The following is a 24,623-nucleotide window of genomic DNA, read 5'->3' on the forward strand; positions in this document are numbered from 1 at the left end:
CGTGCGAGATATGAGACATTGCCATCAATTGATGATTTCCATCAATCGACGTCTTGCCTTGCCGCGAGAGACTGGCGGCTTTTTTCCGGCGCCTTTTCCGGACCCGTGTGGAGATACCCGTGTTTGCCAACCTGTTGATCATTCTCGCCTCGTCGCTGGTGGTGATTGCGCTGTTCCGGCGCCTGCAACTGCCACCGGTGCTGGGCTACCTGTGCGTCGGGCTGCTGGTGGGACCGACCGCCTTCGACTGGGTCAACGATAACGAGGCGCTGCCGGACCTGGCCGAGCTGGGCGTGGTGTTCCTGCTGTTCTCCCTGGGCCTGGAGTTCTCCCTGTCGAAAATGCTCGCCCTGAGGCGCGTGGTCTTCGGCCTGGGCAGCCTGCAGGTGCTCTGCACCGGTGCCGTGCTCGGTGGCCTGCTGGCATTCTTCGGCATGTCGCTGGCGGCGGCGCTGATGCTCGGCACGGGTCTGGCGCTGTCCTCGACGGCGATCGTCAGCAAGGAACTGACCAGCCTCGGGGAAATCTTCAGCAGCCATGGCCAGAACGCGATTGGCGTGCTGCTGTTCCAGGATGTCATCGCGGTCCTGCTGCTGACCCTGGTCCCGGTGTTCGCCGGCAGCAGTGACCAGGCCTGGTACTGGGCATTGCCGCTGACCCTGGGCAAGACCGTCGTGCTGTTCGTCGGCCTGCTGCTGGCCAGCCGCTGGTTGCTGCCGCGACTGTTCCATGAAGTCGCCGCGTCGCACTCGGCGGAGCTGTTCGTCCTGCTGGCCCTGGTGATCGTGCTGCTGACCGCCTGGCTCACCCACCTGTTGGGCCTGTCACCGGCCCTGGGCGCGTTCCTTGCCGGCATGTTGCTGGGGGAAAGCCATTATCGCCACCAGATCGAGGCCGATATCCGCCCGTTTCGCGATATCCTGCTGGGGCTGTTCTTCGTCAGCATCGGCATGCTGATCGACCTGCAGCTGTTCGCCCATCACGGCCTGCTGATCCTCGGCCTGACCCTGGCACTGCTGCTGATCAAGGGATCGGTGGTGGCGCTGCTGGTCAAGGTTCGCGGCAGCGATGCGGAAACCGCCTGGCGCAGTGGCCTGGCCCTGGCCCAGGGCGGCGAGTTCTGTTTCGCGCTGATGGCGCAGATGCAACAGAATCAGCTGATGCCCGCGGAGATCAGTGGACCGCTGTTGGCCGCGACCTTCTGCTCGATGGTCATGACGCCCCTGCTGCTGCGCGCCGCGCCCCGTATCGCCGCCAGTCTGCACCGCAAACCGAACCAGGAAGCCCACCTCGAAGAGATCAGCGCACTGAACGCCGAGCTGCATGGACATGTGGTGATCTGCGGCTACGGCCGTGTCGGCCAGTCCATCGGTCGCTTCCTGCGTCGCGAGCAACAGCCGTTCGTCGCCCTCGACGACGACCCGGTGCGGGTCACCGAAGCCGCCGCCGGGGAAAGTTGCGTGCACTATGGCGACTCACGCCGTGGCGACCTGCTCAGCGCCGTGGGGCTGGAGCGGGCGCGCCTGCTGGTGGTCGCGGTGGACAAGACCGATATCGCCATGCAGGTGCTCAAGGAGGCCCGCCGGCTCAGCGCCACGGTGCCGATCCTGGTCCGGACCCGCGATGACAGCCTGCTCGCGGAACTCAAGGAAGCGGGGGCCAGCGAGGTGGTACCTGAGCTGCTGGAGTCGAGCCTGATGCTCGCCTCCCATGCGCTGGTCATGCTCGGGGTCGAGGAACAGCGGGTGCGGGCCGGGGTCAATGAAGTGCGACACTCGCGCTACAAGCTGCTGCGCGGTTTCTATCACGGTGCCCAGACCAACCTGCTGGGCACCCAGGGCCAGCCCAGGGTGCTGATGCATGCGGTGAACCTGGGCGCCGACGCCCATGCCTGTGGCCGCTCGGTCACCGATCTGGCGCTCGAACAACTGGGGGTCGAGATCCAGGGCCTGCAACGTGGCGGCAACGAACTCGAGGTCGACGCCGATACCACGCTGCATGCCGGGGACACCGTGCGGATGTCCGGAACGCTGGCCGCCATCGAGGCCTGCGAAGCACGGTTGCTGGGAGGCTGATGAACAGCGGCTCAGTCCTGGCTCACGGCGCCGATCTTGTGAATCGACAGGTCGGCACCGTAGTACTCTTCCTCCTGGCTCAACCGCAGGCCATGCACGACCTTGATCAGCCCATACACCGCAAATCCGCCGGCCAGCGCCACGACCACGCCCAGCGCCGTACCGATCAGCTGGCTGACCAGGCTGACGCCACCCAGGCCACCCAGTGCCTGCTGGCCGAAGATCCCACAGGCGATCCCGCCCCAGACGCCACACAAGCCGTGCAGCGGCCAGACCCCCAGAACGTCGTCGATCTTCCACTTGCTCTGGACCGCAATGAAGCACCAGACGAACAGGCCACCCGCCACCGCCCCGGTCACCAGGGCTCCCACCGGGTGCATCAGGTCGGAGCCGGCGCAGACCGCCACCAGCCCGGCCAACGGGCCGTTGTGCAGGAAGCCGGGGTCATTGCGCCCGATGACCAGCGCCGCGACGGTGCCACCGACCATGGCCATCAGCGAGTTCACCGCAACCAGGCCACTGACGCCCTGCAGGGTCTGGGCGCTCATCACGTTGAAGCCGAACCAGCCGACGATCAGGATCCACGACCCCAGGGCCAGGAACGGAATGCTCGACGGCGCGAACGCCACCAGCCGCCCCTCGCGGTAGCGCCCCTGGCGCGGCCCCAGCAACAGCACTGCAGCCAGCGCCAGCCAGCCACCCATGGCGTGCACCACCACGGAGCCGGCGAAGTCGTGGAAGCTGGCACCGAAGCGCGCCAGCAGCCAGGCCTGCAGGCCAAGGTTGCCATTCCAGACCATGCCTTCGAAAAACGGGTAGACGAAGGCGACGATCAACGCGGTGGCGCACAATTGCGGGGCAAACCTGGCCCGCTCGGCGATGCCCCCGGAAATGATCGCGGGAATGGCGGCGGCGAAGGTCAGCAGGAAGAAGAACTTCACCAACCCGTAGCCGTGATCGCCGCTGATCTGCGCTGCCGGATGCAGGAAACTCACACCGTAGGCGATCCAGTAGCCGATGAAGAAATAGGCCAGGGTCGAAATGGCGAAATCGCTGAGAATCTTCGACAGCGCGTTCACCTGGTTCTTCTGGCGCACGGTACCGACTTCCAGGAAGGCGAAGCCGGCGTGCATGAACAGCACCATGATCGCGCCGATCAGGATGAACAGGGTGTTGGAACCATGGACCAGACTATCCACAGCACTTTGCAAATTTTCCATGGGACGGCAGACCTGAAGTCAGGGAAAAGCACCGCTGCTGTCAGGGGCATCGGTTTTTCGCACTCTATTGGCGCACGCCAGACAGACGGCGAACCGCTTTGGCGCAGCACGAAAAACCGGGCCGGTGGCCGCTTTGGTTTTTTCCGCGTGTTTCGATTATTTAGGGTATGGTTTTCGCGGTTTGCGCCGGCAAACGCCCAGATTCGGCGCATGAACCCACGACCACGCACCAGCACACAGCAAAAGCTGTACCAGTCGATTGCAGTGAACCTTCGAACAGGACCCGCACTCGAAACTTTCACACGTCACCAAGGAGATATGCCCCCATGGCCCGCAAAACGGCAAAGACTGCTCAGGAGATACTGATGGAGGATTTTCAGGCCCTGGTCAGCGACACGGAGCGCCTGCTGGAGCACACCGCGGGCCTGGCCGGCGAACAGGCTGACGAGTTGCGTGCACAGATCCACGACAGCCTGTCGAAAGCCCGGGAAACCCTGCAACTGACCGAGGCCTCGCTGCGCGAACGCGGCAAGGAGGCCGTGGTGGCCGCCGAGGACTACGTCCAGGCCAACCCCTGGCAATCGGTGGGTATCGCCGCCGGTATCGGCTTTATCCTGGGCCTGCTGGCTACACGGCGCTGATCATGGCTATCGACGAAGCGGAAAACACCGGTTCCTCCAGCCGGCGACTGGGTGCGGCGGTTCTCGGCCTGCTGCACAGCCATGTCGAACTGTTCGGCATCGAGTTGCAGGAGCAGAAGGCGCGTACCGTCAGCCTGCTGCTGTTCGCCGGGCTGGCGCTGGTCTTCGCCCTGCTGCTGCTGATCGGCCTGTCGGCGCTGGTGCTGATCCTGGTCTGGGACAGCTATCGCCTGGCCGGCATCATCGGCCTGTGCGTCTTCTACAGCCTGGCCGCACTGTTTTGTGGCCTGCGCCTGAAAGCGGCAGTCTTCGATGAGTCCTCACCCTTCCATGCCACGCTCGAAGAGCTGGCCAACGACCGTAAGCGACTGCTGCCATGAGCCTGCCAGAACTGCCACAGAGCCGCTCCCCCCGGGAAATGCGCAAGGCACTGATCCGCCTGCGCATGGAAATGCATCGACAGGAAATCCGCCATGAATCCCGGCAGTTGCTGGAGCCGCTGCAGCGCGTACGCGGCCTGGGTCGCAACTGGCAGGATAATCTCGGCATCCGGCATGCCCCGTTGTGGGGGATCGCCGTGGTCACGCTGCTGGGCTTTCTCGGCGGCAAGGGCGCCAAGGGGGCGGGCGTGAGTGGACTGTCTCGCCTGGTGCGGCTGGGCAGCAGCCTGCTGCCGCTGATCAGGCTGGTCATGCAGGGCTCATCCGGAAAACGTTGATAACGGCGGAGCTGGCTACATTCTTGCAATGGCAACGGATCGAACAATGACCGCCGGTTGTTTTCGGCGGTTGGCGACTCAGGGTCCGGCCTCCGTGCAACCAGCCGACAACACCGCCCCAGGAGGCTCCGTGATCGATGGGCAACCGCTCGCCTGCTTTCAGCCATTCATCGATACCGCGACCGGTCGAATCGCCGGCGTCGAGGCCCTGGGCAGACTGCGCCAGGCGGATGGGCAACTGACCTCCGTCGGACCGCTGTTCGCCGACCCGCACACCCCCGCGATCGCCCTGCTGCGCCTGGACCGGCAACTGCGCGACAACGCCCTGGGCCGCCTGTATGAAGCCCCGGACGAGTGGTTCCTGAGCCTCAACATCTCCCCTCGCTGGATCAGCCTGCTGAAACCCGGGCAGGCCCTGCCAAGCCTGGCACAACTGGAACAGCACGGCGTGGACCCGGCCCGCATCGTCTTCGAGATCACCGAGCTGGACGGCGACAGCCAGCAGCTGGCGCAGGTGGTCGAACGCTATCGCCAGGCCGGGGCGCGCATCGCCATCGACGACTTCGGTGCCGGCTACTCGCAACTGGACCGGGTCCTGTCGCTGCAACCGGACATTCTCAAGCTCGACATGCGCCTGTTTCAGGCCGCGGCCCGCGGCGGCCCCAGCAGCGAGGTGGTCAAGGCGCTCGCGCAAATGGCGGAAAAGACCGGCTGCTGGATCATTGCCGAGGGCGTCGAAACCGAGGAGGAATTGAATTTCGCCCTGGAATGCGGTTCACGCTACGTCCAGGGCTACCTGTTCGCCCGGGCCGAGCCGACATTTTTCCCCAGCGACGCCTTCGTCGGGCAATTCGCCGAACTGCGCGAACGCTACGTGCAGCGCAAGCTCGCCGAACGGGCACAGTTGATGAAACTGCGCCTGCAGCTGGGCGAACTGATGGCTATTCTCCAGGCCTGGGCCCAGGCACAGGCACCGCTCAGCCAGCTGCCACAGCTGGACAGCTACCCCTGGCTGCTGCGCTTCTACCAGTGCGACCGCCACGGCACGCAGCTCACGCCGAACCTGGAATGGCGCAACCAGGCCTGGCAGGCCGACAACAGCTACGTGGGACACAACTGGTCATGGCGCCCGTACTTCTATCACCTGCTCGCCGAAGGCTGGGATGGACGACGCCTGACCCTGTCCGGTACCTATCGCGACGCCACCACCAACCAGTACTGCCTGACCGCCGGGCAATTCTTCGATGATGGCCGGCGCCTGCTGCTCATCGATATCGATGCCGCCGTCCTCTAGCCATTTGCCCGCGTCACCAGTTTTTGCTTGCAGGCGCGCCAGCTAACCGGGAAGCTGGCGATTCGATCATTCGACGGAGGGAACCCGCCTTGGACTGGCAAACCCTGCTTAACCGCGAACGCCTGGGAAAGCCCTTGCACAGCCCGCAAGAGCTGGGCCGCAGCCCGTTCCACAAGGACCATGACCGTATCATCTTCTCCGGCGCGTTCCGCCGACTGGGCCGCAAGACCCAGGTGCATCCGGTTTCGAGCAACGACCACATCCACACCCGCCTGACCCACTCGCTGGAGGTCAGTTGCGTCGGCCGTTCGCTGGGCATGCGGGTCGGCGAGACCCTGCGCGGTGCCCTGCCCGACTGGTGCGAGCCGAGCGACCTGGGCATGGTCGTGCAATCGGCCTGCCTGGCCCATGACATCGGCAATCCACCGTTCGGCCACTCGGGCGAGGATGCGATCCGCCACTGGTTCCAGCAGGCCGCCGGGCGTGGCTGGCTGGACGCCATGAGCGTTGCCGAACGGGCCGACTTCCTCAATTTCGAGGGCAATGCCCAGGGCTTCCGGGTCCTGACGCAGCTGGAATACCATCAATTCGATGGCGGTACCCGCCTGACCTACGCGACGCTGGGCACCTACCTCAAGTACCCCTGGAGCGCCCGTCACGCCGACTCGCTGGGCTACAAGAAGCACAAGTTCGGCTGCTACCAGAGCGAGCTGCCGATTCTCGAGCAGATCGCTCACAAGCTCGGCCTGCCACAACTGGAGGAACAGCGCTGGGCCCGGCATCCGCTGGTGTACCTGATGGAAGCCGCCGACGACATCTGCTACGCCCTGATCGACCTGGAGGACGGCCTGGAGATGGACCTGCTCGACTATGAGCAGGTCGAATCGCTGTTGCTCGACCTGGTCGGCGACGACCTGCCGGAAACCTACCGGCTGCTGGGCCCACAGGACTCACGTCGACGCAAGCTGGCGATCCTGCGCGGCAAGGCCATCGAGCACCTGACCAATGCCGCCGCGCGGGCCTTTGTCGAGCAGCAGGACGCGCTGCTGGCCGGCACCCTGCCGGGTGACCTGGTGGAGCACATGCACGGCCCGGCCAAGCGCTGCGTGCTCAACGCCAAGGACATCGCCCGCAGGAAAATCTTCCAGGACAAGCGCAAGACACTGCACGAAATCGGTGCCTATACGACCCTGGAAATCCTCCTCAACGCCTTCTGCGGCGCCGCCCTGGAACAGCATGGCGGTCGTACGCCCTCGTTCAAGAACCGGCGGATTCTCGACCTGCTCGGCAACAACGCCCCGCACCCCGACTGGCCGCTGCATGCCTCGTTCCTGCGCATGATCGATTTCATCGCTGGCATGACCGACAGCTACGCCAGTGAAATGGCCCGGGAAATGACTGGACGCTCCAGTCCGCAGTGACATCGCCCCGCGCCTCGGCATGGCATCCCCCCTTGTCGAAGCGCGGCACCTCGCGAGCCGCGCGGAGGAAGCCTACATGGGCCGCGGAATCAACTGATGGAGCGTTCGTTCAGCCCGCTGAAATAATCCCTTACCCTCTTAGTCTGCCGCCTGGACTCATTCCATCTCCTCGCTCAACAGGCCCGATCTTCAGGTCCGACATTTCACGGCCTGCACCTGAGGCCTTGTTCGAAGCAGGTAGCCCGCCTGGAAAATCACATGCCCAAAGAAAACCTGCGCGTATTGCTGGTGGAGGACCATCCCTTTCAAATGGTCGCTACACAGAGCCTGCTCAACAGCTACGGCTTTCACCATCTCACCCCGGCTGCGAACGCAGCTGAAGCCCTGCGGGCGATGGAAGCCGTGCACACCCCCTTCGACCTGCTGCTCTGCGACCAGTGCCTGCCCGACATCCCGGGGCTCGAACTGATCCATGCAGCCAGTCAGCGCGGCAAGATCAGGCAGGCGATCCTGCTCAGCAGCCTCAGCCTCGAGGAGTTGCGAATACTCAACCAGACCGCCCTGTCGCGCCATATCCCCCTGCTGGCCTGCCTGAGCAAGCCGCTCAATGGCCTGGTCCTGGAAAACGTATTGGGTACAAATCAAGTCTCAGGGGGAACCCGTACATCTTGTCGGAAAAACACTTAGGTCACTGTCACCCACATCTCAAACGACGCTATACAGGACTACAAAAATAGTACAAATACTGTGTAGGAATTATCCAAAACACTATTAAACACCCACAAACAAACAACCTCCGTTAATAACAAAAAATTATAAAAGCAGGAAATACTCCCACTCAAGCATCCTCAGAATGTAAGTCGACAGCTCAATTAAAGTAGGAATATTCCTATACAGCTTCTGTAGGCCTCTCTATTCATGCGTCCCGGGAGACAAGTGAGCTAATGTGCGCGCTTTCTAAGCAGCTCACAGGGGACTTATAATGAACTCGGTTTTTATCGTCGACGACCACCCCGTCGTCCGTCTCGCCATCCGGATATTGCTGGAACAGGAAGATTGTTATGAAATAGTCGGTGAAACGGATAATGGCGTGGACGCGATGCAGATGGTCCGCGAGTGCATGCCGGACCTGGTCATCCTCGACGTCAGCATCCCCAAGCTCGATGGCCTGGAAGTACTGGCCCGCCTGGACGGAATGAACCTGTCGCTGAAAACCCTGGTACTGACCGGACAATCACCTTCATTGTTCGCCATTCGTTGCATGCAGTCGGGCGCCGCCGGATATGTTTGCAAGACCGAAGACCTGGGCGAATTGATGAGTGCGGTCAAGGCAGTATTATCCGGCTACAATTACTTCCCCAGCCAGGCATTGATCAGTGGTCGCAAAGATGACGTGATCAATCCGGAAATGGAACTCTTCAAACTGGTCAACGACCGGGAACTGATGGTATTGCAACTGTTCGCCCAGGGCAGGACAAACAAGGAAATCGCCAAGGGCATGTTTCTCAGCAACAAGACCGTCAGTACTTACAAGAAACGCCTGATGCAGAAACTGAAAGCCAAGACTCTCGTCGAACTGATCGAAATGGCCAAACGCAACGCGGTAGTGTGAGAAAGACGGATGCCCACGCGCTTGAAGGATTATCTGACAATCATTACGGGAATACTCCTGTGTCTGTCAGCGCATGCAACACCCGGCGATGTGACACACCTCGCCCTGCTCAGCCGCTCGAATGCTGGACACATGGAGGTACAGCTCGACAAGGAACAGCGCCGCTGGCTGCAGGACAGGCGCCTGCTGGTTCTGGGCACCTCCTCTCCGGACTATCCACCGTTCGACATCACCGCCAGCGGGCGTGACTACGAAGGCATCACCGCCGACTATGCGGGCCTTCTTTCCGGCGTCCTCGGCCTGCCCATCAAGGTGCGCAGCTTCGCCAGCCGGGAAGAGGCCATCCAGGCCCTCGAGGATGGGCAGATCGACCTGCTGGGCAGCGCCAACGGTTTCGAGGCCGTGAACAAGAACATCGCGCTGTCGACTCCCTACGCCGTCGACCAGCCGGTGCTGGTCACCCGCGAGGGCGAAACCCGCTCGCTCACCGACGGCCTGGCCGGCATGCGCCTGAGCATGGTCTATCACTACCTGCCGCTGGACGAGATCAAGGCGCAGTACCCCGAGGCGATCATCCAGTTCCACCCCTCCTACCTCAATGCCATCAACGCCGTGGCCTTCGACCAGGCCGACGTGTTCCTGGGCGATACCATCTCGACCCACTACCTGATCAACAAGGGCTACCTGCGCAATGTGAAAATGGCCAACTTCGGCAAGCATGAAGCCTATGGCTTCAGCTTTGCCGTACGCGGCGACGAGCCCCTGCTGCTGGGTATCGTCAATGCCGTGCTCAAGGCCATCCCCACCGGCGAACGCGAAAGCATCGCACAGCGCTGGAGCGCCGGCAGCGATATCCTGCTGACCGACCACAAGCTGCAACTGAGCCCCCGCGAAGAGCAGTGGCTCAAGGCCAACCCGCAGGTGCGCGTGGTGGTCAACGAGGCGCTGGCCCCCATCACCTTCTTCGATGCCGACGGCAATTTCCGCGGGGTGACGGCCGACCTGCTGGAACTGATCCGCCTGCGTACCGGCCTGCGTTTCGAGATCCAGCGCTCGCGCAGCCTGGATGACATGATCAACCGGATCGGCAGCGGCAAGGCCGATGTCATCGCCGCCATCAGCCCGACCAATGCCCGCGAGGACCGCCTGCACTTCAGCCGGCCCTACATGGAGAACTCCTTCGTCCTGCTCACCGCGAAAGGCAAGGACAGCCCGGCCAACCTCGAACAGATGCAGGACAAGCGCCTGGCCATTACCCGCGGCAACCCGCTGAGCGACTACCTGCGGCGCGAGTTCCCGCTGATCCGCCTGGTGGAAGCCGATGACAGCGTCAAGGCGATCGAGCTGCTCGCCCAGGGCCAGGTGGAGGGCGCGGTCGGCTCGCTGGTGATCGCCAACTACCTGATCGCCTCGCAGGTGTTCGATGACCGCTTGCAGATCAGCGCCACCATCGGTACCCAACAGGCGGTCTATGCCCTCGCCACCGCCCGCGGGGCGACCGAGCTCGCGTCGATACTCGACAAGGCCCTGCTGAGCATCGCCCCGGACGAGCTGGGCATCGTCAACAGTCGCTGGCGCGGCTACACGCCAGCCTCCGACAGCTACTGGCGCAACTATCACCGCCTGATCATCCAGATCATCGTCGGCGCCAGCGTGCTGTTGCTGCTGTCGTTGACCTGGAATGCCTACATGCGCCGGCAGATCCGACAGCGCCAGTTGGCGGAGCGGGCCCTGAGCGACCAGTTCGAATTCATGCGTGCCCTGGTCAACGGTACCCCGCACCCGATCTACGTGCGCGACCGCCAGGGCCTGCTGCAGACCTGCAACGACAGCTATCTGGAGGCCTTTTCGGCGAAGCTGGAGGACCTGGTCGGCAAAAGTGCGCTGGAAGGTGCGCGAGCGCTCGGCAACGAACAGGAGGCCCGCGAGTACCAGGCCGACTACCAGAAGGTCATGGCGCAAGGCAAACCGCTGGTCTGTGATCGCACCCTGCATATCAGGGGCCGCGAACTGACCCTCTACCACTGGATCCTGCCCTACCGGAACTCGCTGGGCGAGGTGCAGGGCATCATCGGCGGCTGGATCGACGTCAGTGAGCGGCGCCAGCTACTTGAGGATCTGCGCACGGCCAAGGAACAGGCCGATGATGCCAACCGGGCCAAGAGCACGTTCCTCGCGACCATGAGCCACGAGATCCGCACCCCGATGAACGCCGTGATCGGCATGCTGGAGTTGACCCTCAAGCGTGCCGACCAGGGCCACCTCGATCGCCCGGCCATCGAGGTCGCCTACAGCTCGGCCCGGGACCTGCTGGAGTTGATCGGCGACATCCTCGATATCGCCCGCATCGAATCCGGACGCCTGAGCCTCTCTCCTGAACGGGTCAACCTGGAGGACCTGGTGAATTCGGTCGTCCGCGTCTTCGATGGCCTGGCGCGCCAGAAGGGCCTGGGCCTGGTGGTGAAGGCCACCAGTGGGGAGCGTCGTCGTGATGTCCTGGTCGACCCGCTGCGCTTCAAGCAGATCCTGTCCAACCTGGTCAGCAATGCCATCAAGTTCACCGAGCAGGGCCAGGTCAGCATCGACTTGCTGATCCAGCCTGGCGAAGTGGCGCAGCAGGTCGACGTGCGGCTGAACGTCGAGGACACCGGTATCGGCATCAGCGAGGCCGACCAGATGCGCCTGTTCCAGCCGTTCGCCCAGGCCGACGATTCCGGGCAACTGGCGCGTACCGGCGCCGGACTGGGGCTGGTGATCTGCCGCAGCCTCTGCGAGATGATGGGCGGCACGCTGACCCTGACCAGTGCGCCCGGCCAGGGTACCCAGGCCAGCGTGACCCTCAGGCTGGACAGCCTGGAGCCGCAGCAAGGACCGGTTGCACGCGAACCGGAACTCACCCCGGCACGCCATGAGCTGAACGTGCTGGTGGTCGACGACCACCCCGCCAACCGCCTGTTGATGTGCCAGCAACTGGGCTACCTCGGCCATCGCTACAGCACCGCGCAAAACGGCGCTATCGGTTTGCAGGCCTGGAAGGACGGGCGCTTCGACCTGGTGATCGTCGATTGCAACATGCCGGTCATGAACGGTTATGACCTGACCCGCCAACTGCGCGCCCATGAAACGGCCCAGGGGCAACCGCGCTGCACGGTGTTCGGCTTCACCGCCAACGCCCAACCGGAAGAGCGCAACCGCTGCCTGCAGGCCGGAATGGATGATTGCCTGTTCAAGCCGATCAGCCTGACCGCATTGAACGAAAAACTGGCCGAGTTGCATGCCCTGCCCCTCGAACCGCCGTTCAGCATCGACGGCCTGAACGCGCTGACCGGCGGCGAACCGCAGTTGATCCGCCGGCTGCTGGATGAACTGCTCAGCAGTTGCGAGGCCGACCGGCAGGCCTTGCAGGTGCTGCCACTGGGCCTGGGCATGACCGCGTTCATCGACCTGGCGCACAAGATCAAGGGCGCGGCCCGTATCATCCAGGCCGGCACGCTGGTCGAGCAGTGCGAGAACCTGGAAACCGCCTGCGAGCAGAACGCTCCGGTGAACACCATCGAAGAGGCCCGGGAAGCAATCATCCGGACCTTGTCGGCGCTGGAGCAAGCCTTGCGACTGTACCTTGGCGAAATGGGCGAAAAAAAATCAAACCAAAACGCCATCACCGACCAGACAAATCCCCCCGAAATGGAGTAAAACAGCCTTGGGCTGGGCAGTTTCCCGTGCGCAGCCCCAACTCAGGCAGGGCCACCGTCGCCGCTTCAGCGAGCCATCGGCTGCCCCTGGACGCTGAGCAGTGCACCGCATCACCAAGGAGATAGCTGCGATGCCCAGTTCGACGCCCGTCCAGAAGCGCCGGTTTCCCCTGCACATCCATATCAGCATCCTGTTCACCTGCCTGCTGTTGCTGACCGGCACGCTGCTGGGCATCTTCAACTACCAGCACACCACCCGCATCATCCTCTCCAGCAGCGAAAAGCTCTTCGGCAAGATCCAGGAAGATGTCCAACTGGACCTGCAGCACACCTACCAGCCAATTCGCCACCTGCTGAGCCTGCTGGCCATCGATCAATGCAACTCGGCAACCACCCTGCAGGAACGCCTGGCCCTGCTCAAGCCGTTTACCCAGGCCCTCAACGACAATCCCAACCTCGCTTCGCTGTACCTGGGCTACACCGATGGAGATTTCTTCATGGTCCGCCCGCTGCGCGACCCGGCGCTGCGGGCCTACGTCAAGGGGCCGGAGAACGCGGCCTTCCAGGTCTGGAGCATCGAGCGCGATGCCGCCAATGACAGCGTACAGTCGCAATCGCTGTTCTACGACGCCAACCTGGCCCTGATCAGCCGGCAGGAAAATCCCGAGGAAATCTACGACCCGCGCACCCGCGCCTGGTTCGGCACGGCTCTGGGCGAGGTCGGCCAGATCACCACCGCGCCCTACGTCTTCTTCTCGACCCACAATGTCGGTACCACACTGGCCCGCCGCAGTTCCCCGACGGTGGTGGTGGCCGCCGACCTGACCCTGGCGGACCTGTCGGCAACCCTGGGCAAGCACAAGGTCACGCCCGACACCGAGATCGTCCTGTTCGACGACCAGGGCAATGCCGTGGCCTACCCCGACTACGCCAGGCTGACCGCCCAGGGCGGCGACCGGTTGACCCCGGCCCGCGACCTGAGCCCTGCCCTGCAGCAATTCATGGACCCGACCAACAAGCCCGGCCGCCACATGCAGACCCGGGACCGCCGCTGGATCGTCGCCCGCAGCGACCTCGCCGAAGGCGGCCCGACGGGCCTGCACCTGGCCTTGCTGGTACCGGAGGACCAACTGCTGGCCGACGCCTACCGGATGCGCTGGCAAGGTGCGCTGCTGACCCTGGCGACCCTGCTGCTGTGCCTGCCCCTGGGCTGGCTGACTTCGAGAATCCTGGTCAAGCCACTGCATGCACTGGTTCGCGAGGCTGACGCGATCCGCAGCTTCAACTTCAACTACCCGGCCACGCCGAATTCACCGGTGCTGGAGGTCGACCAACTGACCGTGTCGATGAGCCGCATGAAGGGCACCCTCGCCAGTTTCTTCGAGATTTCCGCCAGCCTGTCGGCGGAAACCCGCTTCGAACAACTGCTGCAACTGGTGCTCAACGAGACGATGAAGATCGGCCAGGCCCGTGCCGGCCTGCTCTACCTGGTCAACAGCGAAAGCCAGCGACTGGAGCCCCAGGGACTGATCATCGACGGTGTCCAGCACGACCCGCAGCAATACGACATCCGCAGCGACGCCAGCACGGACAGCCGGCGGGCGGACTGGCTGAGCCAGCTCGACCAGCACAACAGCACGGTCCACACCCTCGGCTTCGAGCAGGCCGATGACCTGCAAAGGGTGATGATCGCCCTGGAGACTCCAAGGATTCACCTGATTGGTATCCGCCTGCACAACCGCCACGGCGAGACCGTCGGAGTGCTGGCCTTGCTGCTGCCCGACAGCGGAACCGAAGCCGACCTGGAAAACCTCAGGCCCGACCGGATCGCCTTCATCAGCGCGGTCTCCGGCACGGCGGCAGCCTGTATCGAGAGCCAGCACCTGCAGGTGCGGCAGAAACAGTTGCTCGATGCCTTCATCCAACTGCTGGCCGGTGCCATCGACGCCAAGAGTCCCTACACCGGAGGCCACTGCCAGCGCGTGCCGGTGCTGACGCAGATGCTGGCCAAGGCCGCGGCTGCCAGCGAGCAGCCGGCCTTTCGCGACTACAACCCCTCGGAAGACGAGTGGGAGGCCCTGCACGTGGCAGCCTGGCTGCATGACTGCGGCAAGGTCACGACCCCGGAGTACGTGGTCGACAAGGCGACCAAGCTGGAAACCATCCACGATCGCATCCACGAAATACGTACCCGTTTCGAAGTGCTCAAGCGTGATGCCTGGGTCGACTACTGGCAGGCACGGGCCACGACGGACAGCGATGAACAGGCGCTGGCCGCGACACGGGATACTCGACTGCAGGCCCTGGACGAAGACTTTGCCTTCGTCGCCCAGTGCAACCTGGGCAGCGAAGCCATGGCCGAGACCGACCTCGATCGCCTGCGCGGCATTGCCCAACGTACCTGGAGCCGAACCCTGGATGATCGTCTCGGCGTCTCCTGGGAAGAGAGCCGGCGCCAGGCACGCACGCCGGCGCCAAGTCTGCCGGTCACCGAGCCTCTGCTGGCCGACAAGCCCGAGCACCTGATCGAACGCAGCGACAGCGAAAGGATGCCGGCCAACAACCCGTGGGGTTTCCAGCTCGACGTGCCGGCCTACAAGTTCAACCGTGGCGAGCTGTACAACCTGGGCATCACCCGGGGCACCCTGACCCGTGAGGAACGCTACATCATCAACGACCACATGGTGCAGACCATCATCATGCTCAGCCGCCTGCCCTTCCCCGGCCACCTGTCGATGGTCGCGGAAATAGCCGGCGGGCATCATGAGAAAATGGACGGCACCGGTTATCCGAAACGGCTCAAGCGCGAGCAGATGAGCCTGCCGGCGCGAATGATGGCGATCGCCGATATCTTCGAGGCGCTGACGGCTGCCGATCGCCCCTACAAGAAGGCCAAGTCACTGAGCGAGGCGCTGGGCATCATGGCCGCGATGTGCCGTGACGCCCATATCGATCCGCAGTTGTTCGAGTTGTTCATGCAGGAGGAAATCTACCTGCACTACGCCAACAACTACCTGCACCCCCAGCAGATCGACGCGATCGACGTGCCGGGGCTGATGGCCAAGGCCGGGTTGAAGACCTGACGCGCGATCAGCAGTCGGTCAGGCGCAGGAAGATCGCCGCCAACTGCTCGATGCCTGCCTGGTCCTCGACGGTGAAACGCGCCAGGCGCGGGCTGTCGAGGTCAAGCACGCCGATCAGGCGACCTTCCTTGACCAATGGCACCACCAGTTCGCTGTTCGAGGCACTGTCGCAGGCGATGTGCCCGGGGAACGCGTGCACGTCCTCGACCCGCTGGGTCTGCAGGCTGGCCGCCGCCGCACCGCAGACCCCACGACCGAAGGGAATGCGCACGCAGGCGATCTGTCCCTGGAACGGACCGAGCACCAGCTCGCCGTCACGGTTGAGGTAGAAACCGGCCCAGTTCAGGTCCTCCAACTGGTTGAACAGGAATGCCGAGAACTGCGCCGAGTTGGCGATGAAATCGCGCTCGTCCGCCAACAGCGACTCCAGTTGCGCACAGAGCAGCCCGTAGCCCTCAAGCCCTGCGCCCGCCGTTTGCAAATCAATCATGGTGCTTGCTCCAACAACTTCAATCCAACCCAATACCGCGCAAACTGATAGGCGCAACGACCGTTGCGATTGCCCCGCCCGGTGGCCCAGCGCACCGCCTGCACATCCAGCTCGGCATCACGCTGCCACGCCAGGCCAGCCTTGCGTGCCAACTCGCCGATCCAGTGCTCGACCACACTGAGGTAGTGCTCCTGGGTGAACGGATAGAACGACAGCCACAAGCCGAAACGGTCGGACAGCGCGATCTTGTCCTCCACCGCCTCGCTGGGGTGCAGCTCGCCATCCACTCGCTTCCAGTTCTCGTTGTCGCTCTCCTTCTCCGGCACCAGGTGCCGGCGGTTCGAGGTGGCGTACAGCAGCACGTTGTCCGGCGCCTGCTCCAGCGAGCCGTCGAGCACGCTCTTGAGCACCCGGTAGTCACCCTCGCCGGACTCGAACGACAGATCGTCGCAGAACAGGACGAAACGCTGCGGCAGCTTCGTCAGTTGCTCCACCACCCGCGGCAGGTCCGCCAGGTGATCGCGCTCGATCTCGATCAGGCGCAAGCCGGCGCCGGCATGTTCGGCCAGCAGGGCCCGCACCAGCGACGACTTGCCGGTGCCACGCGAACCCCAGAGCAGCGCATGGTTGGCCGGCAGGCCATCGATGAACTGGCGGGTGTTGCGCGCCAGTTGCTCACGTTGCTTGTCCACTCCAATCAGGTCGGACAGGCGCATGTCCAGGCTGACCTCGAGCGGCAGTAGAAACCCCGTGCGGCCCTCGCGCTGCCAGCGTGCGGCCAGGCAACGATCCCAGTCGATCACTTGGCGGGTGGCAGGCAACAACGGTTCCAGACGGGAGAGAAACGCGTCGGCGCGTTCCAGAAAGGCATTCAATCGAGCATCCACGACTTTTCCTCGGGCAAGTTCACACTCATGATGTCGCGTCGGCGCCAAAGGGCGCTTGAAAATCCAGCAGGCTGTCTTGGCAAGCACCCGATCAGGGCGCCACCACTTGTCTGCCGGTGCTGTCGATTGATCAGCTATGCTTGCCCGGCGAAGGGAAACGAATGTGGTACATCATCCCATGGATATAAAATTCACCCAGCGCTTGTCCTACAAGCAAGCCCGATTGACCGTGGTAGTCGGGTTCATTCTGGGGACGCTGCTCAGCCTGCTGCAGATCGGTCTCGATTATGCCAGCGAAAACGCCTCCATCAATCGCGAAATCCTTTCCCTGCTGGAAATCAGCCACAATCCGGCCTCGCGCATCGCCTACAACATCGATGCCGAGCTGGCCCAGGAACTGGCGATGGGGCTGCTGCGCTCACCGGCGGTGCTGCGCGCCCAACTGATCGACAATAACAATTCGGTACTGGCCAGCGTCGAGCGTCCCCGCCAGAGTGGCCGCTACCGGACGATCAGCGACTTTCTGTTCGGCGCCGACCGGCAGTTCGAGGATCGCCTGTTCCTCAGCCACCTGCCGAACGAATCCCTGGGAACCCTGCACCTGGATGTCGACACCTACACCTTCGGCATCCGCTTCCTCAAGCGCGCCGAAATCACCCTGCTCAACGGTTTCGTCCGCGGCCTGATCCTGACCGGCATCCTCCTGGCCCTGTTCTACGTCATGCTGACCAAGCCACTGGTCAGGGTCATCCACGCGCTTGCCGGCAACCAGCCGGGCTCCCCCAGGCAGGCGCGACTGGAGTTTCCGCCCGGGCATGAAAAGGACGAGATCGGTGTGCTGGTCAAGGTCGCCAACCAGCAGTTCGATACCATGGCCACCGAGATCCAGCAGCGACGCAACGCCGAGAACCGCCTGACCGACTACCTCGGGCAACTGGAGAACATCGTCTCGGCCCGCACCACCGAACTCAAGGCGATCAACGCCCGCCTGAGCCAGTCCAACCAGGAACTGGAAGTGGCCCGCAGCACCGCACTGAACATGGCCCAGGCACGCTCGGCCTTCCTCGCCAACATGAGCCATGAAATCCGTACGCCGCTGAACGGCCTGCTCGGGATGATCGCCCTGTCGCTGGACAGCTCGCTGAATGCCGAGCAACGCCAACAACTGTCGATTGCCCATGACTCGGGCAAGGTCCTGGTCGAACTGCTCAACGATATCCTCGACCTGTCGAAGTTCGACGCCGGGCAACTGGAGCTGGAGAAGATCCCGTTCGACCTCGGCGCGCTGGTCGAGGACACCGCCAACCTGCTCTCGCAGAATGCCGCGCCGGGGGTCGAGCTGGCCTGCCTGATCGAGCCACAGTTTCCGGCGCTGGTGCTCGGTGATCCGACCCGCGTGCGGCAGATCGTCAGCAACCTGCTGTCCAACGCCCTCAAGTTCACCCGTTTCGGTCGCGTCGACGTGCGCCTGGGCGCCCGTGATGGTGGCGTACGGATCGAAGTCTGCGACACCGGTATCGGCATTGCCCAGGAAGCCCAGGCGAAAATTTTCCAGCCGTTCACCCAGGCCGGAGCTGGGATCACCCGCCAGTACGGCGGCACCGGGCTCGGCCTGGCCTTGACCTACAACCTCTGCGAAGCGATGAAGGGCCGCCTGACCATCAGTTCCGAAGTCGGTTTCGGCAGCCAGTTCTGTGCCGAGCTGCCACTGCCCAGCCATACCCCTGCCGCCACGCCAAAACCGCTCAAGGGCCGGATCATCGCGGTCAGCTCGTCAGGCAGCGGCCTGAGCGAATTACTCGATAGCCAACTGCCGGCATGGGGCCTGCAATACAAGCGCTACGGGCTCGACGAAAGCCTGGCCGGCCTGCAGATCGACCTGCTGATCACCGACTGCCCGGAATGCCTGTTCGGCCTGCGCCCGGCCATCACCGCACCGATCCTGCTGGTGACCGCCTATGGCAACTTCATGCCCAATGAGGAGGCCACGGCCCTGGCGCCCCTGCAACAACAGGCACGCCCACTGGCCCGCAATGCGCTGTACCAGATCCTGCAGCGAACGCTGCAACGGGACGATGCCGAGGACCAGGCGGTCCAGGCCCAGGACAGCCCGCCACAACGGCGCAGCCGCATCCTGCTGGTCGAGGACAACCCGGTCAACCAGTTGGTGGCCAAGGGCATGCTCGGCAAGCTGGGCTGCGAAGTCAGCGTCGCGGCCCACGGCGGCGAAGCGTTGAGCCAGCTGGAACAGCAGGACTTCGACATGGTGCTGATGGACTGCAACATGCCGGTCATGGATGGCTACGAAGCCAGCCGGCAGATACGCCGCAGCGGGCGCTGGCCGAACCTGCCGATCGTGGCGCTGACCGCCAACGCCATGCCCGAGGAACGCGAGCGTTGCCGGGCCGCCGGCATGAGCGACTACCTGGCCAAGCCGTTCCGGCGCGAGGAACTGATGGCGCTGCTCGAACTCTGGGTCGCGCCCCGGATCACCTGACGTACGCCAACAACTGGTCCAGGCCGTCGCGCAGTTCATCGAGCCTGGCCAGGTCGATGCCACTGTCGCAAAGCAACTGGGCCTTGAGCGGCGCCACCTGCTCGCGCAGGGCCCAACCGGCCCGTGTCAGGCTCAGGTGCACCTCGCGTTCGTCATCCGGCGAGCGCCGGCGTTGCACCAGCTCCATCTGTTCCAGGCGCTTGAGCAGTGGCGTCAGCGTTCCCGAGTCGAGCAACAACCGCCCGCCCAGCGCCTTGACCGTGGGCTGTTCCGGCGGGCTGTCGTGCCACTCCCACAGCACCAGCATCGCCAGGTACTGTGGATAAGTCAGCCCCAACCGGTCGAGCATCGGCTTGTAGCCACGGATGACCGCCCGGGAAGCCGCGTAGAGCTTGAAGCACAACTGGCGGTCGAGTCGCAGCGAGTCGCTGGGGCGGTCATTCATGCTCGAGCAGGTCTTCAATCTCGCGAACCATGTCATCGGGCTTGGTCAGCGGGGCAAAACGCTTGACCACCTTGCCGTCCCGGCTGACCAGGAACTTGGTGAAGTTCCACTTGATGCGCTGGGAGCCCAGCAATCCGGGAGCGTCCTTCTTCAGTTGCACGAACAGTGGGTGCGCGCCATCGCCATTGACCTCGACCTTCTTGAACAGCGGGAAGCTGACGCCATAGTTCAGCTCGCAGAATTCGGAAATCGCCGCTTCGTTGCCCGGCTCCTGCTTGCCGAACTGGTTGCAGGGAAAGCCCAGGACCACCAGCCCCTGGTCCTTGTAGTGCTGCCACAGTTCTTCCAGCCCCTTGTACTGCGGGGTGAAACCGCACTTGCTGGCGGTATTGACCACCAACAGGGCCTTGCCGGAAAAATCGGCGAGGGTCTTCTGTTCGCCCTTGATGGTGGTGCATGGAATGTTCAGCAGGTTTGCGCTCATGACGGTTCCTCCATTGAATGCCAATCAAGATAGCGGGCAATTGAATTGCACACAATTCAATTGCCCGGACTTATGTACAGCCATACACCCTGCAAATCCCCCGGGATATCCACGAAGCCTGCAAGAACATCACCAGACCTGCAGGCGCAAGGCCTGCCTGCGAAGGGGCCCTCATGGCCACCAGACGCTTCGCGGGCACACCCTGCTCCTGCAGGTTCGCATTCAGTCCTGAACCCGCGGCACCAGATCCAGGCACACCGAGTTGATGCAGTAGCGCAGGCCGGTCGGCGGCGGACCATCGGGGAACACATGCCCCAGATGCGCATCGCAGCGCGCACAGACCACCTCGGTACGGATCATGCCGTGACTGGTATCGCGGATCTCGACCATCGCATGGCCGTCGATCGGCTCGTAGAAGCTCGGCCAGCCGCAACCGGAGTCGAACTTGGCCTTCGAGTCGAACAGCGGCTCGTTGCAGCAGATGCAATGATAGACACCATCGGTCTTGGTGCCATTGTATTTCCCCGAAAACGGCCGCTCAGTGCCTTTCAGGCGACAGACGTTGTACTGCTCCGGATCGAGCATGGCACGCCATTCGTCCAGGGTTTTCTCCAGCTTTTCCATCGATGCACCTCGGCGGCAGATAAAACCCCGATCTGTACCTTTTCCACGGATCGGGTGGCACGTATGATTGCGCCTCGTTGAACGCCAGTCTGGCACCCGCTTGAACCGCATTCAAATCGGATTTTCCGGAAGCGGTGGCAAGGGGCCACGGGACGCGCCGCAAACGCCGTATTGCCACAGCGGCCCTGGCGGGTCGCCTGGATCGTCCATTTTCGGGATCACATCACCATGCAGGTCAGCAAATCGAACAAGCTCGCCAACGTCTGCTATGACATTCGCGGCCCAGTGCTCAAGCACGCCAAACGCCTGGAAGAGGAAGGCCATCGCATCCTCAAGCTGAACATCGGCAACCCGGCACCCTTTGGTTTCGAAGCGCCAGACGAAATTCTCCAGGACGTGATCCGCAACCTGCCGACCGCCCAGGGCTACAGCGACTCCAAGGGTCTGTTCAGCGCGCGCAAGGCAGTGATGCAGTACTACCAGCAGAAGCAGGTCGAAGGTGTCGGCATCGAGGACATCTACCTGGGCAACGGCGTTTCCGAGCTGATCGTGATGTCGATGCAGGCCCTGCTCAACAACGGCGACGAAGTGCTGGTCCCGGCACCGGACTATCCGCTGTGGACCGCCGCCGTGAGCCTGTCCGGCGGCAAGGCCGTGCACTACCTGTGCGACGAGCAGGCCAACTGGTGGCCTGACCTGGCCGACATCAAGGCCAAGATCACCCCGAATACCAAGGCCATGGTGATCATCAACCCGAACAACCCGACCGGGGCGGTGTACTCGAAGGAAGTCCTGCTGGGCATGCTCGAACTGGCCCGCCAGCACAACCTCGTGGTGTTCTCCGACGAGATCTACGACAAGATCCTCTACGACGATGCCGTGCACATCTGCACCGCCTCGCTGGCCCCGGACCTGCTGTGCCTGACCTTCAACGGCCTGTCCAAGTCCTATCGGGTCGCGGGCTTCCGCTCCGGCTGGATCGCCATCTCCGGTCCCAAGCACAACGCCCAGAGCTACATCGAGGGCATCGACATGCTGGCCAACATGCGCCTGTGTGCCAACGTGCCGAGCCAGCACGCGATCCAGACCGCCCTCGGCGGCTACCAGAGCATCAACGACCTGGTGCTGCCACCGGGCCGCCTGCTGGAGCAGCGCAACCGCACCTGGGAACTGCTCAACGACATCCCCGGCGTCACCTGCGTGAAACCGATGGGTGCACTGTATGCCTTCCCGCGGATCGACCCGAAGATCTGCCCGATCCACAACGACGAGAAGTTCGTCCTCGACCTGCTGCTCTCGGAAAAACTGCTGGTGGTACAGGGCACCGCCTTCAACTGGCCGTGGCCGGATCATTTCCGCGTCGTCACCCTGCCGCGGGTCGACGACCTGGAGCAGGCGATCGGCCGCATCGGTCACTTCCTGAAATCCTACCGTCAGTAATATCCTACGCTCCATAGCGACTCCGAAAGGGAGTCGCTATGCGCCGCTCTCTCATCAGCTGTTTTTTGTATGCACATACGTCATTCGCCGAACTGTCCTGCGCAACGCTGTCAAAGGCTCTGCAGCGCAGTTTTCGGGGATTGCGACCGGCTGCCGGCCGAAAAATACCGCCCTGTACGATTCGGAAATGACCGGCAGGAATCTACAATCGAGCTGTAGGACACAGTTTGAAATAGTCACTCGGTTGAATAGGCGTTGGCGGCACCTTATATACCCCGCATAAAGCGACATCTTTAGATGAGGAGAAACTTTCAACCATGATGCGCATCCTGCTGTTCTTGGCTACCAACCTGGCGGTCGTGCTGATTGCCAGCATCACCCTGAGCCTTTTCGGCTTCAACGGGTTCATGGCAGCCAATGGGGTTGACCTCAACCTCAATCAGCTGCTGGTCTTCTGTGCGGTCTTTGGTTTTGCCGGTTCGCTGTTCTCGCTGTTCATCTCCAAATGGATGGCGAAGATGAGCACCGGTACCCAGATCATTACCCAGCCACGCACCCGTCACGAACAGTGGCTGCTGCAAACCGTCGAACAACTGTCGCGCGAAGCCGGGATCAAGATGCCGGAAGTCGGGATCTTCCCGGCCTACGAAGCGAACGCCTTCGCCACCGGCTGGAACAGGAACGACGCACTGGTCGCGGTCAGCCAGGGCCTGCTGGAACGCTTCTCGCCCGATGAAGTGAAGGCCGTGCTGGCCCACGAGATCGGCCACGTGGCCAACGGCGACATGGTGACCCTGGCACTGGTCCAGGGCGTGGTGAACACTTTCGTGATGTTCTTCGCGCGGATCATCGGTAACTTCGTCGACAAGGTGATCTTCAAGAACGAGGAAGGCCAGGGTATCGCCTACTACGTCGCGACCATCTTCGCCGAAGTGGTCCTGGGCTTCCTGGCCAGCGCCATCGTCATGTGGTTCTCGCGCAAGCGCGAATTCCGCGCCGACGAAGCCGGTGCCAGTCTGGCCGGCACCGCTGCAATGATCAGCGCCCTGCAGCGCCTGCGCGCCGAACAGGGCCTGCCGGTGCACATGCCCGACACCCTGAACGCCTTTGGCATCAACGGTGGCCTGAAGCAGGGCCTGGCCAAGATGTTCATGAGCCACCCGCCGCTGGAAGAGCGTATCAACGCCCTGAGTCGCCGCGGCTGATCCCCCGATCGTTCCCACGCTCCGCGTGGGAACGATCACCCTCAGCCTATCTCGTTCCTCACCAATCGATACACCCGCTCCTCAAGGCGCGTCACTCCGGCCTTGAGGAACTTCCCGCTGTCCGCGAGCACATCCCGCTCCTCTTCCACCTGGACTTCCCACCCCGGCTCCAGCAGGCTTCTCACCTCGCCATCGAGCACCGCGAAGGGCGGGCCGTCCAGCAGCGACTGGTCGTAATCCAGGGTAATCAGCAGCCCCTGGCAACCACCCGGCAGCATCCGCGTCAGATGACTCGCATAACGCTCACGCATCGCCGGCGGCAAGGCGATCATCGCCGCGCGGTCATAAACCGCCGAGCATTCGGCGACATCTTCGGCCGTCAGGGCGAAGAAATCCCCGCACCAGAGCTCCAACGGGCCGGCCTCGTAGACCCGAAAGGCCCCCTGCTCACGCACTTGCGGCTGCAACTGGCGCTCCTGGAAGAAGTCCTCGACCGCCTTTCCTGACAGCTCGACGCCCAATACCCGCAACCCCTGCGCCGCCAGCCAGGCGAGGTCGAGACTCTTGCCGCAGAGCGGCACCAGCACCCGCGCCTGCGGCGCCAGCGACAGGTCCGGCCAGAAGCGCTGCAGGTAGGGATTGACCTGATCCAGGTGAAAGCCGATCTGGCCCAGCTCCCAGCGTTTGTGCCAAAACTCAGGCTGCATGTTTAACCCCACTAATTCGATAAGAATCCACTAAAACTTATATTAGATTTAGATCAATGATATGACTGAAGATGGTGTCATCTTAACG

Annotated in this window: 20 protein-coding genes; 13 read left to right on the top strand and 7 right to left on the bottom strand. The window is 63.1% G+C overall.

Annotated features, from left to right (window positions below; translation table 11 throughout):
* The first annotated feature begins 119 nt into the window (after positions 1-119).
* Complete coding sequence (locus HU752_RS23935; protein WP_186681332.1) at positions 120-2,075, top strand: monovalent cation:proton antiporter family protein; 1,956 nt, start codon at positions 120-122, stop codon at positions 2,073-2,075.
* Positions 2,076-2,086: 11 nt separating this feature from the next.
* On the opposite strand, the gene HU752_RS23940 is transcribed toward HU752_RS23935, so the two are convergent.
* Positions 2,087-3,295, bottom strand: a complete 1,209-nt coding sequence (locus HU752_RS23940) for an ammonium transporter (protein ID WP_186681334.1) — start codon at positions 3,293-3,295, stop codon at positions 2,087-2,089.
* A 326-nt stretch (positions 3,296-3,621) separates the two neighbouring features.
* On the opposite strand from HU752_RS23940, the gene HU752_RS23945 reads away from it, so the two are divergent.
* From HU752_RS23945 to HU752_RS23985, 9 genes are all read left to right on the top strand, one after another.
* Positions 3,622-3,936, top strand: a complete 315-nt coding sequence (locus tag HU752_RS23945; protein WP_186681336.1) for an ElaB/YgaM/YqjD family protein — start codon at positions 3,622-3,624, stop codon at positions 3,934-3,936.
* A gap of 2 nt (positions 3,937-3,938) precedes the next feature.
* Entirely contained in the window at positions 3,939-4,316 is a 378-nt protein-coding gene (locus HU752_RS23950; protein ID WP_186681337.1) for a phage holin family protein, read from the top strand.
* The gene (locus HU752_RS23955; RefSeq protein ID WP_186681339.1) at positions 4,313-4,654 is read left to right on the top strand and encodes a hypothetical protein; all 342 of its coding nucleotides are present in this window, start codon (positions 4,313-4,315) and stop codon (positions 4,652-4,654) included. Before HU752_RS23950 ends, HU752_RS23955 begins: the two co-directional genes overlap by 4 nt.
* 130 nt (positions 4,655-4,784) lie before the next feature.
* Positions 4,785-5,948 carry an EAL domain-containing protein gene (locus tag HU752_RS23960; protein ID WP_186681341.1) on the top strand — a complete coding sequence of 388 codons (1,164 nt, stop codon included), beginning with the start codon at positions 4,785-4,787 and terminating at the stop codon, positions 5,946-5,948.
* An 89-nt stretch (positions 5,949-6,037) separates the two neighbouring features.
* Positions 6,038-7,369: a deoxyguanosinetriphosphate triphosphohydrolase gene (locus HU752_RS23965; protein ID WP_186681343.1), complete on the top strand. Its 1,332-nt coding sequence runs from the start codon at positions 6,038-6,040 to the stop codon at positions 7,367-7,369.
* Positions 7,370-7,627: 258 nt separating this feature from the next.
* Positions 7,628-8,056 carry a response regulator gene (locus HU752_RS23970; RefSeq protein WP_186681345.1) on the top strand — a complete coding sequence of 143 codons (429 nt, stop codon included), beginning with the start codon at positions 7,628-7,630 and terminating at the stop codon, positions 8,054-8,056.
* 295 nt (positions 8,057-8,351) lie between these two features.
* The gene (locus tag HU752_RS23975; protein WP_186681347.1) at positions 8,352-8,981 is read left to right on the top strand and encodes a response regulator transcription factor; all 630 of its coding nucleotides are present in this window, start codon (positions 8,352-8,354) and stop codon (positions 8,979-8,981) included.
* Between the two features lie 9 nt (positions 8,982-8,990).
* Positions 8,991-12,674 carry a transporter substrate-binding domain-containing protein gene (locus HU752_RS23980; protein ID WP_186681348.1) on the top strand — a complete coding sequence of 1,228 codons (3,684 nt, stop codon included), beginning with the start codon at positions 8,991-8,993 and terminating at the stop codon, positions 12,672-12,674.
* A 130-nt stretch (positions 12,675-12,804) separates the two neighbouring features.
* Positions 12,805-15,756 carry an HD domain-containing phosphohydrolase gene (locus HU752_RS23985; RefSeq protein ID WP_186681350.1) on the top strand — a complete coding sequence of 984 codons (2,952 nt, stop codon included), beginning with the start codon at positions 12,805-12,807 and terminating at the stop codon, positions 15,754-15,756.
* 7 nt (positions 15,757-15,763) lie between these two features.
* Here HU752_RS23985 and HU752_RS23990 read toward each other — a convergent pair whose 3' ends face one another.
* Both HU752_RS23990 and HU752_RS23995 read right to left on the bottom strand, forming a co-directional pair.
* The gene (locus tag HU752_RS23990; RefSeq protein ID WP_186681352.1) at positions 15,764-16,246 is read right to left on the bottom strand and encodes a GAF domain-containing protein; all 483 of its coding nucleotides are present in this window, start codon (positions 16,244-16,246) and stop codon (positions 15,764-15,766) included.
* Positions 16,243-17,133: an ATP-binding protein gene (locus HU752_RS23995; protein ID WP_186681354.1), complete on the bottom strand. Its 891-nt coding sequence runs from the start codon at positions 17,131-17,133 to the stop codon at positions 16,243-16,245. The genes HU752_RS23990 and HU752_RS23995 overlap by 4 nt, the downstream gene beginning before the upstream one ends.
* A 178-nt stretch (positions 17,134-17,311) precedes the next feature.
* Between HU752_RS23995 and HU752_RS24000 the strand changes: the two genes are divergently transcribed.
* Entirely contained in the window at positions 17,312-19,630 is a 2,319-nt protein-coding gene (locus tag HU752_RS24000; protein ID WP_186681356.1) for a hybrid sensor histidine kinase/response regulator, read from the top strand.
* Here the strand turns inward: HU752_RS24000 and HU752_RS24005 are convergent.
* From HU752_RS24005 to msrB, 3 genes are all read right to left on the bottom strand, one after another.
* Positions 19,623-20,075, bottom strand: coding sequence for a MarR family winged helix-turn-helix transcriptional regulator (locus tag HU752_RS24005; RefSeq protein WP_186681357.1), 453 nt, complete (start codon positions 20,073-20,075; stop codon positions 19,623-19,625). The genes HU752_RS24000 and HU752_RS24005 overlap by 8 nt on opposite strands.
* A complete protein-coding gene (locus tag HU752_RS24010) occupies positions 20,068-20,559 on the bottom strand; it encodes a glutathione peroxidase (RefSeq protein ID WP_186681359.1) in 492 nt (163 codons plus the stop codon). Before HU752_RS24010 ends, HU752_RS24005 begins: the two co-directional genes overlap by 8 nt.
* 222 nt (positions 20,560-20,781) lie before the next feature.
* A complete protein-coding gene (msrB, locus tag HU752_RS24015; protein ID WP_186681361.1) occupies positions 20,782-21,183 on the bottom strand; it encodes a peptide-methionine (R)-S-oxide reductase MsrB in 402 nt (133 codons plus the stop codon).
* Positions 21,184-21,411: 228 nt separating this feature from the next.
* Between msrB and HU752_RS24020 the strand changes: the two genes are divergently transcribed.
* Both HU752_RS24020 and htpX read left to right on the top strand, forming a co-directional pair.
* Positions 21,412-22,623, top strand: a complete 1,212-nt coding sequence (locus tag HU752_RS24020) for a pyridoxal phosphate-dependent aminotransferase (RefSeq protein ID WP_186681363.1) — start codon at positions 21,412-21,414, stop codon at positions 22,621-22,623.
* 317 nt (positions 22,624-22,940) lie between these two features.
* Positions 22,941-23,828, top strand: coding sequence for a protease HtpX (gene htpX / locus HU752_RS24025; RefSeq protein WP_186681364.1), 888 nt, complete (start codon positions 22,941-22,943; stop codon positions 23,826-23,828).
* A gap of 41 nt (positions 23,829-23,869) precedes the next feature.
* Here htpX and HU752_RS24030 read toward each other — a convergent pair whose 3' ends face one another.
* Entirely contained in the window at positions 23,870-24,535 is a 666-nt protein-coding gene (locus HU752_RS24030; RefSeq protein WP_186681366.1) for a thiopurine S-methyltransferase, read from the bottom strand.
* Positions 24,536-24,623: the final 88 nt, after the last annotated feature.

The sequence above is a fragment of the Pseudomonas vanderleydeniana genome (assembly GCF_014268755.2).
GTDB lineage: Bacteria > Pseudomonadota > Gammaproteobacteria > Pseudomonadales > Pseudomonadaceae > Aquipseudomonas > Aquipseudomonas vanderleydeniana.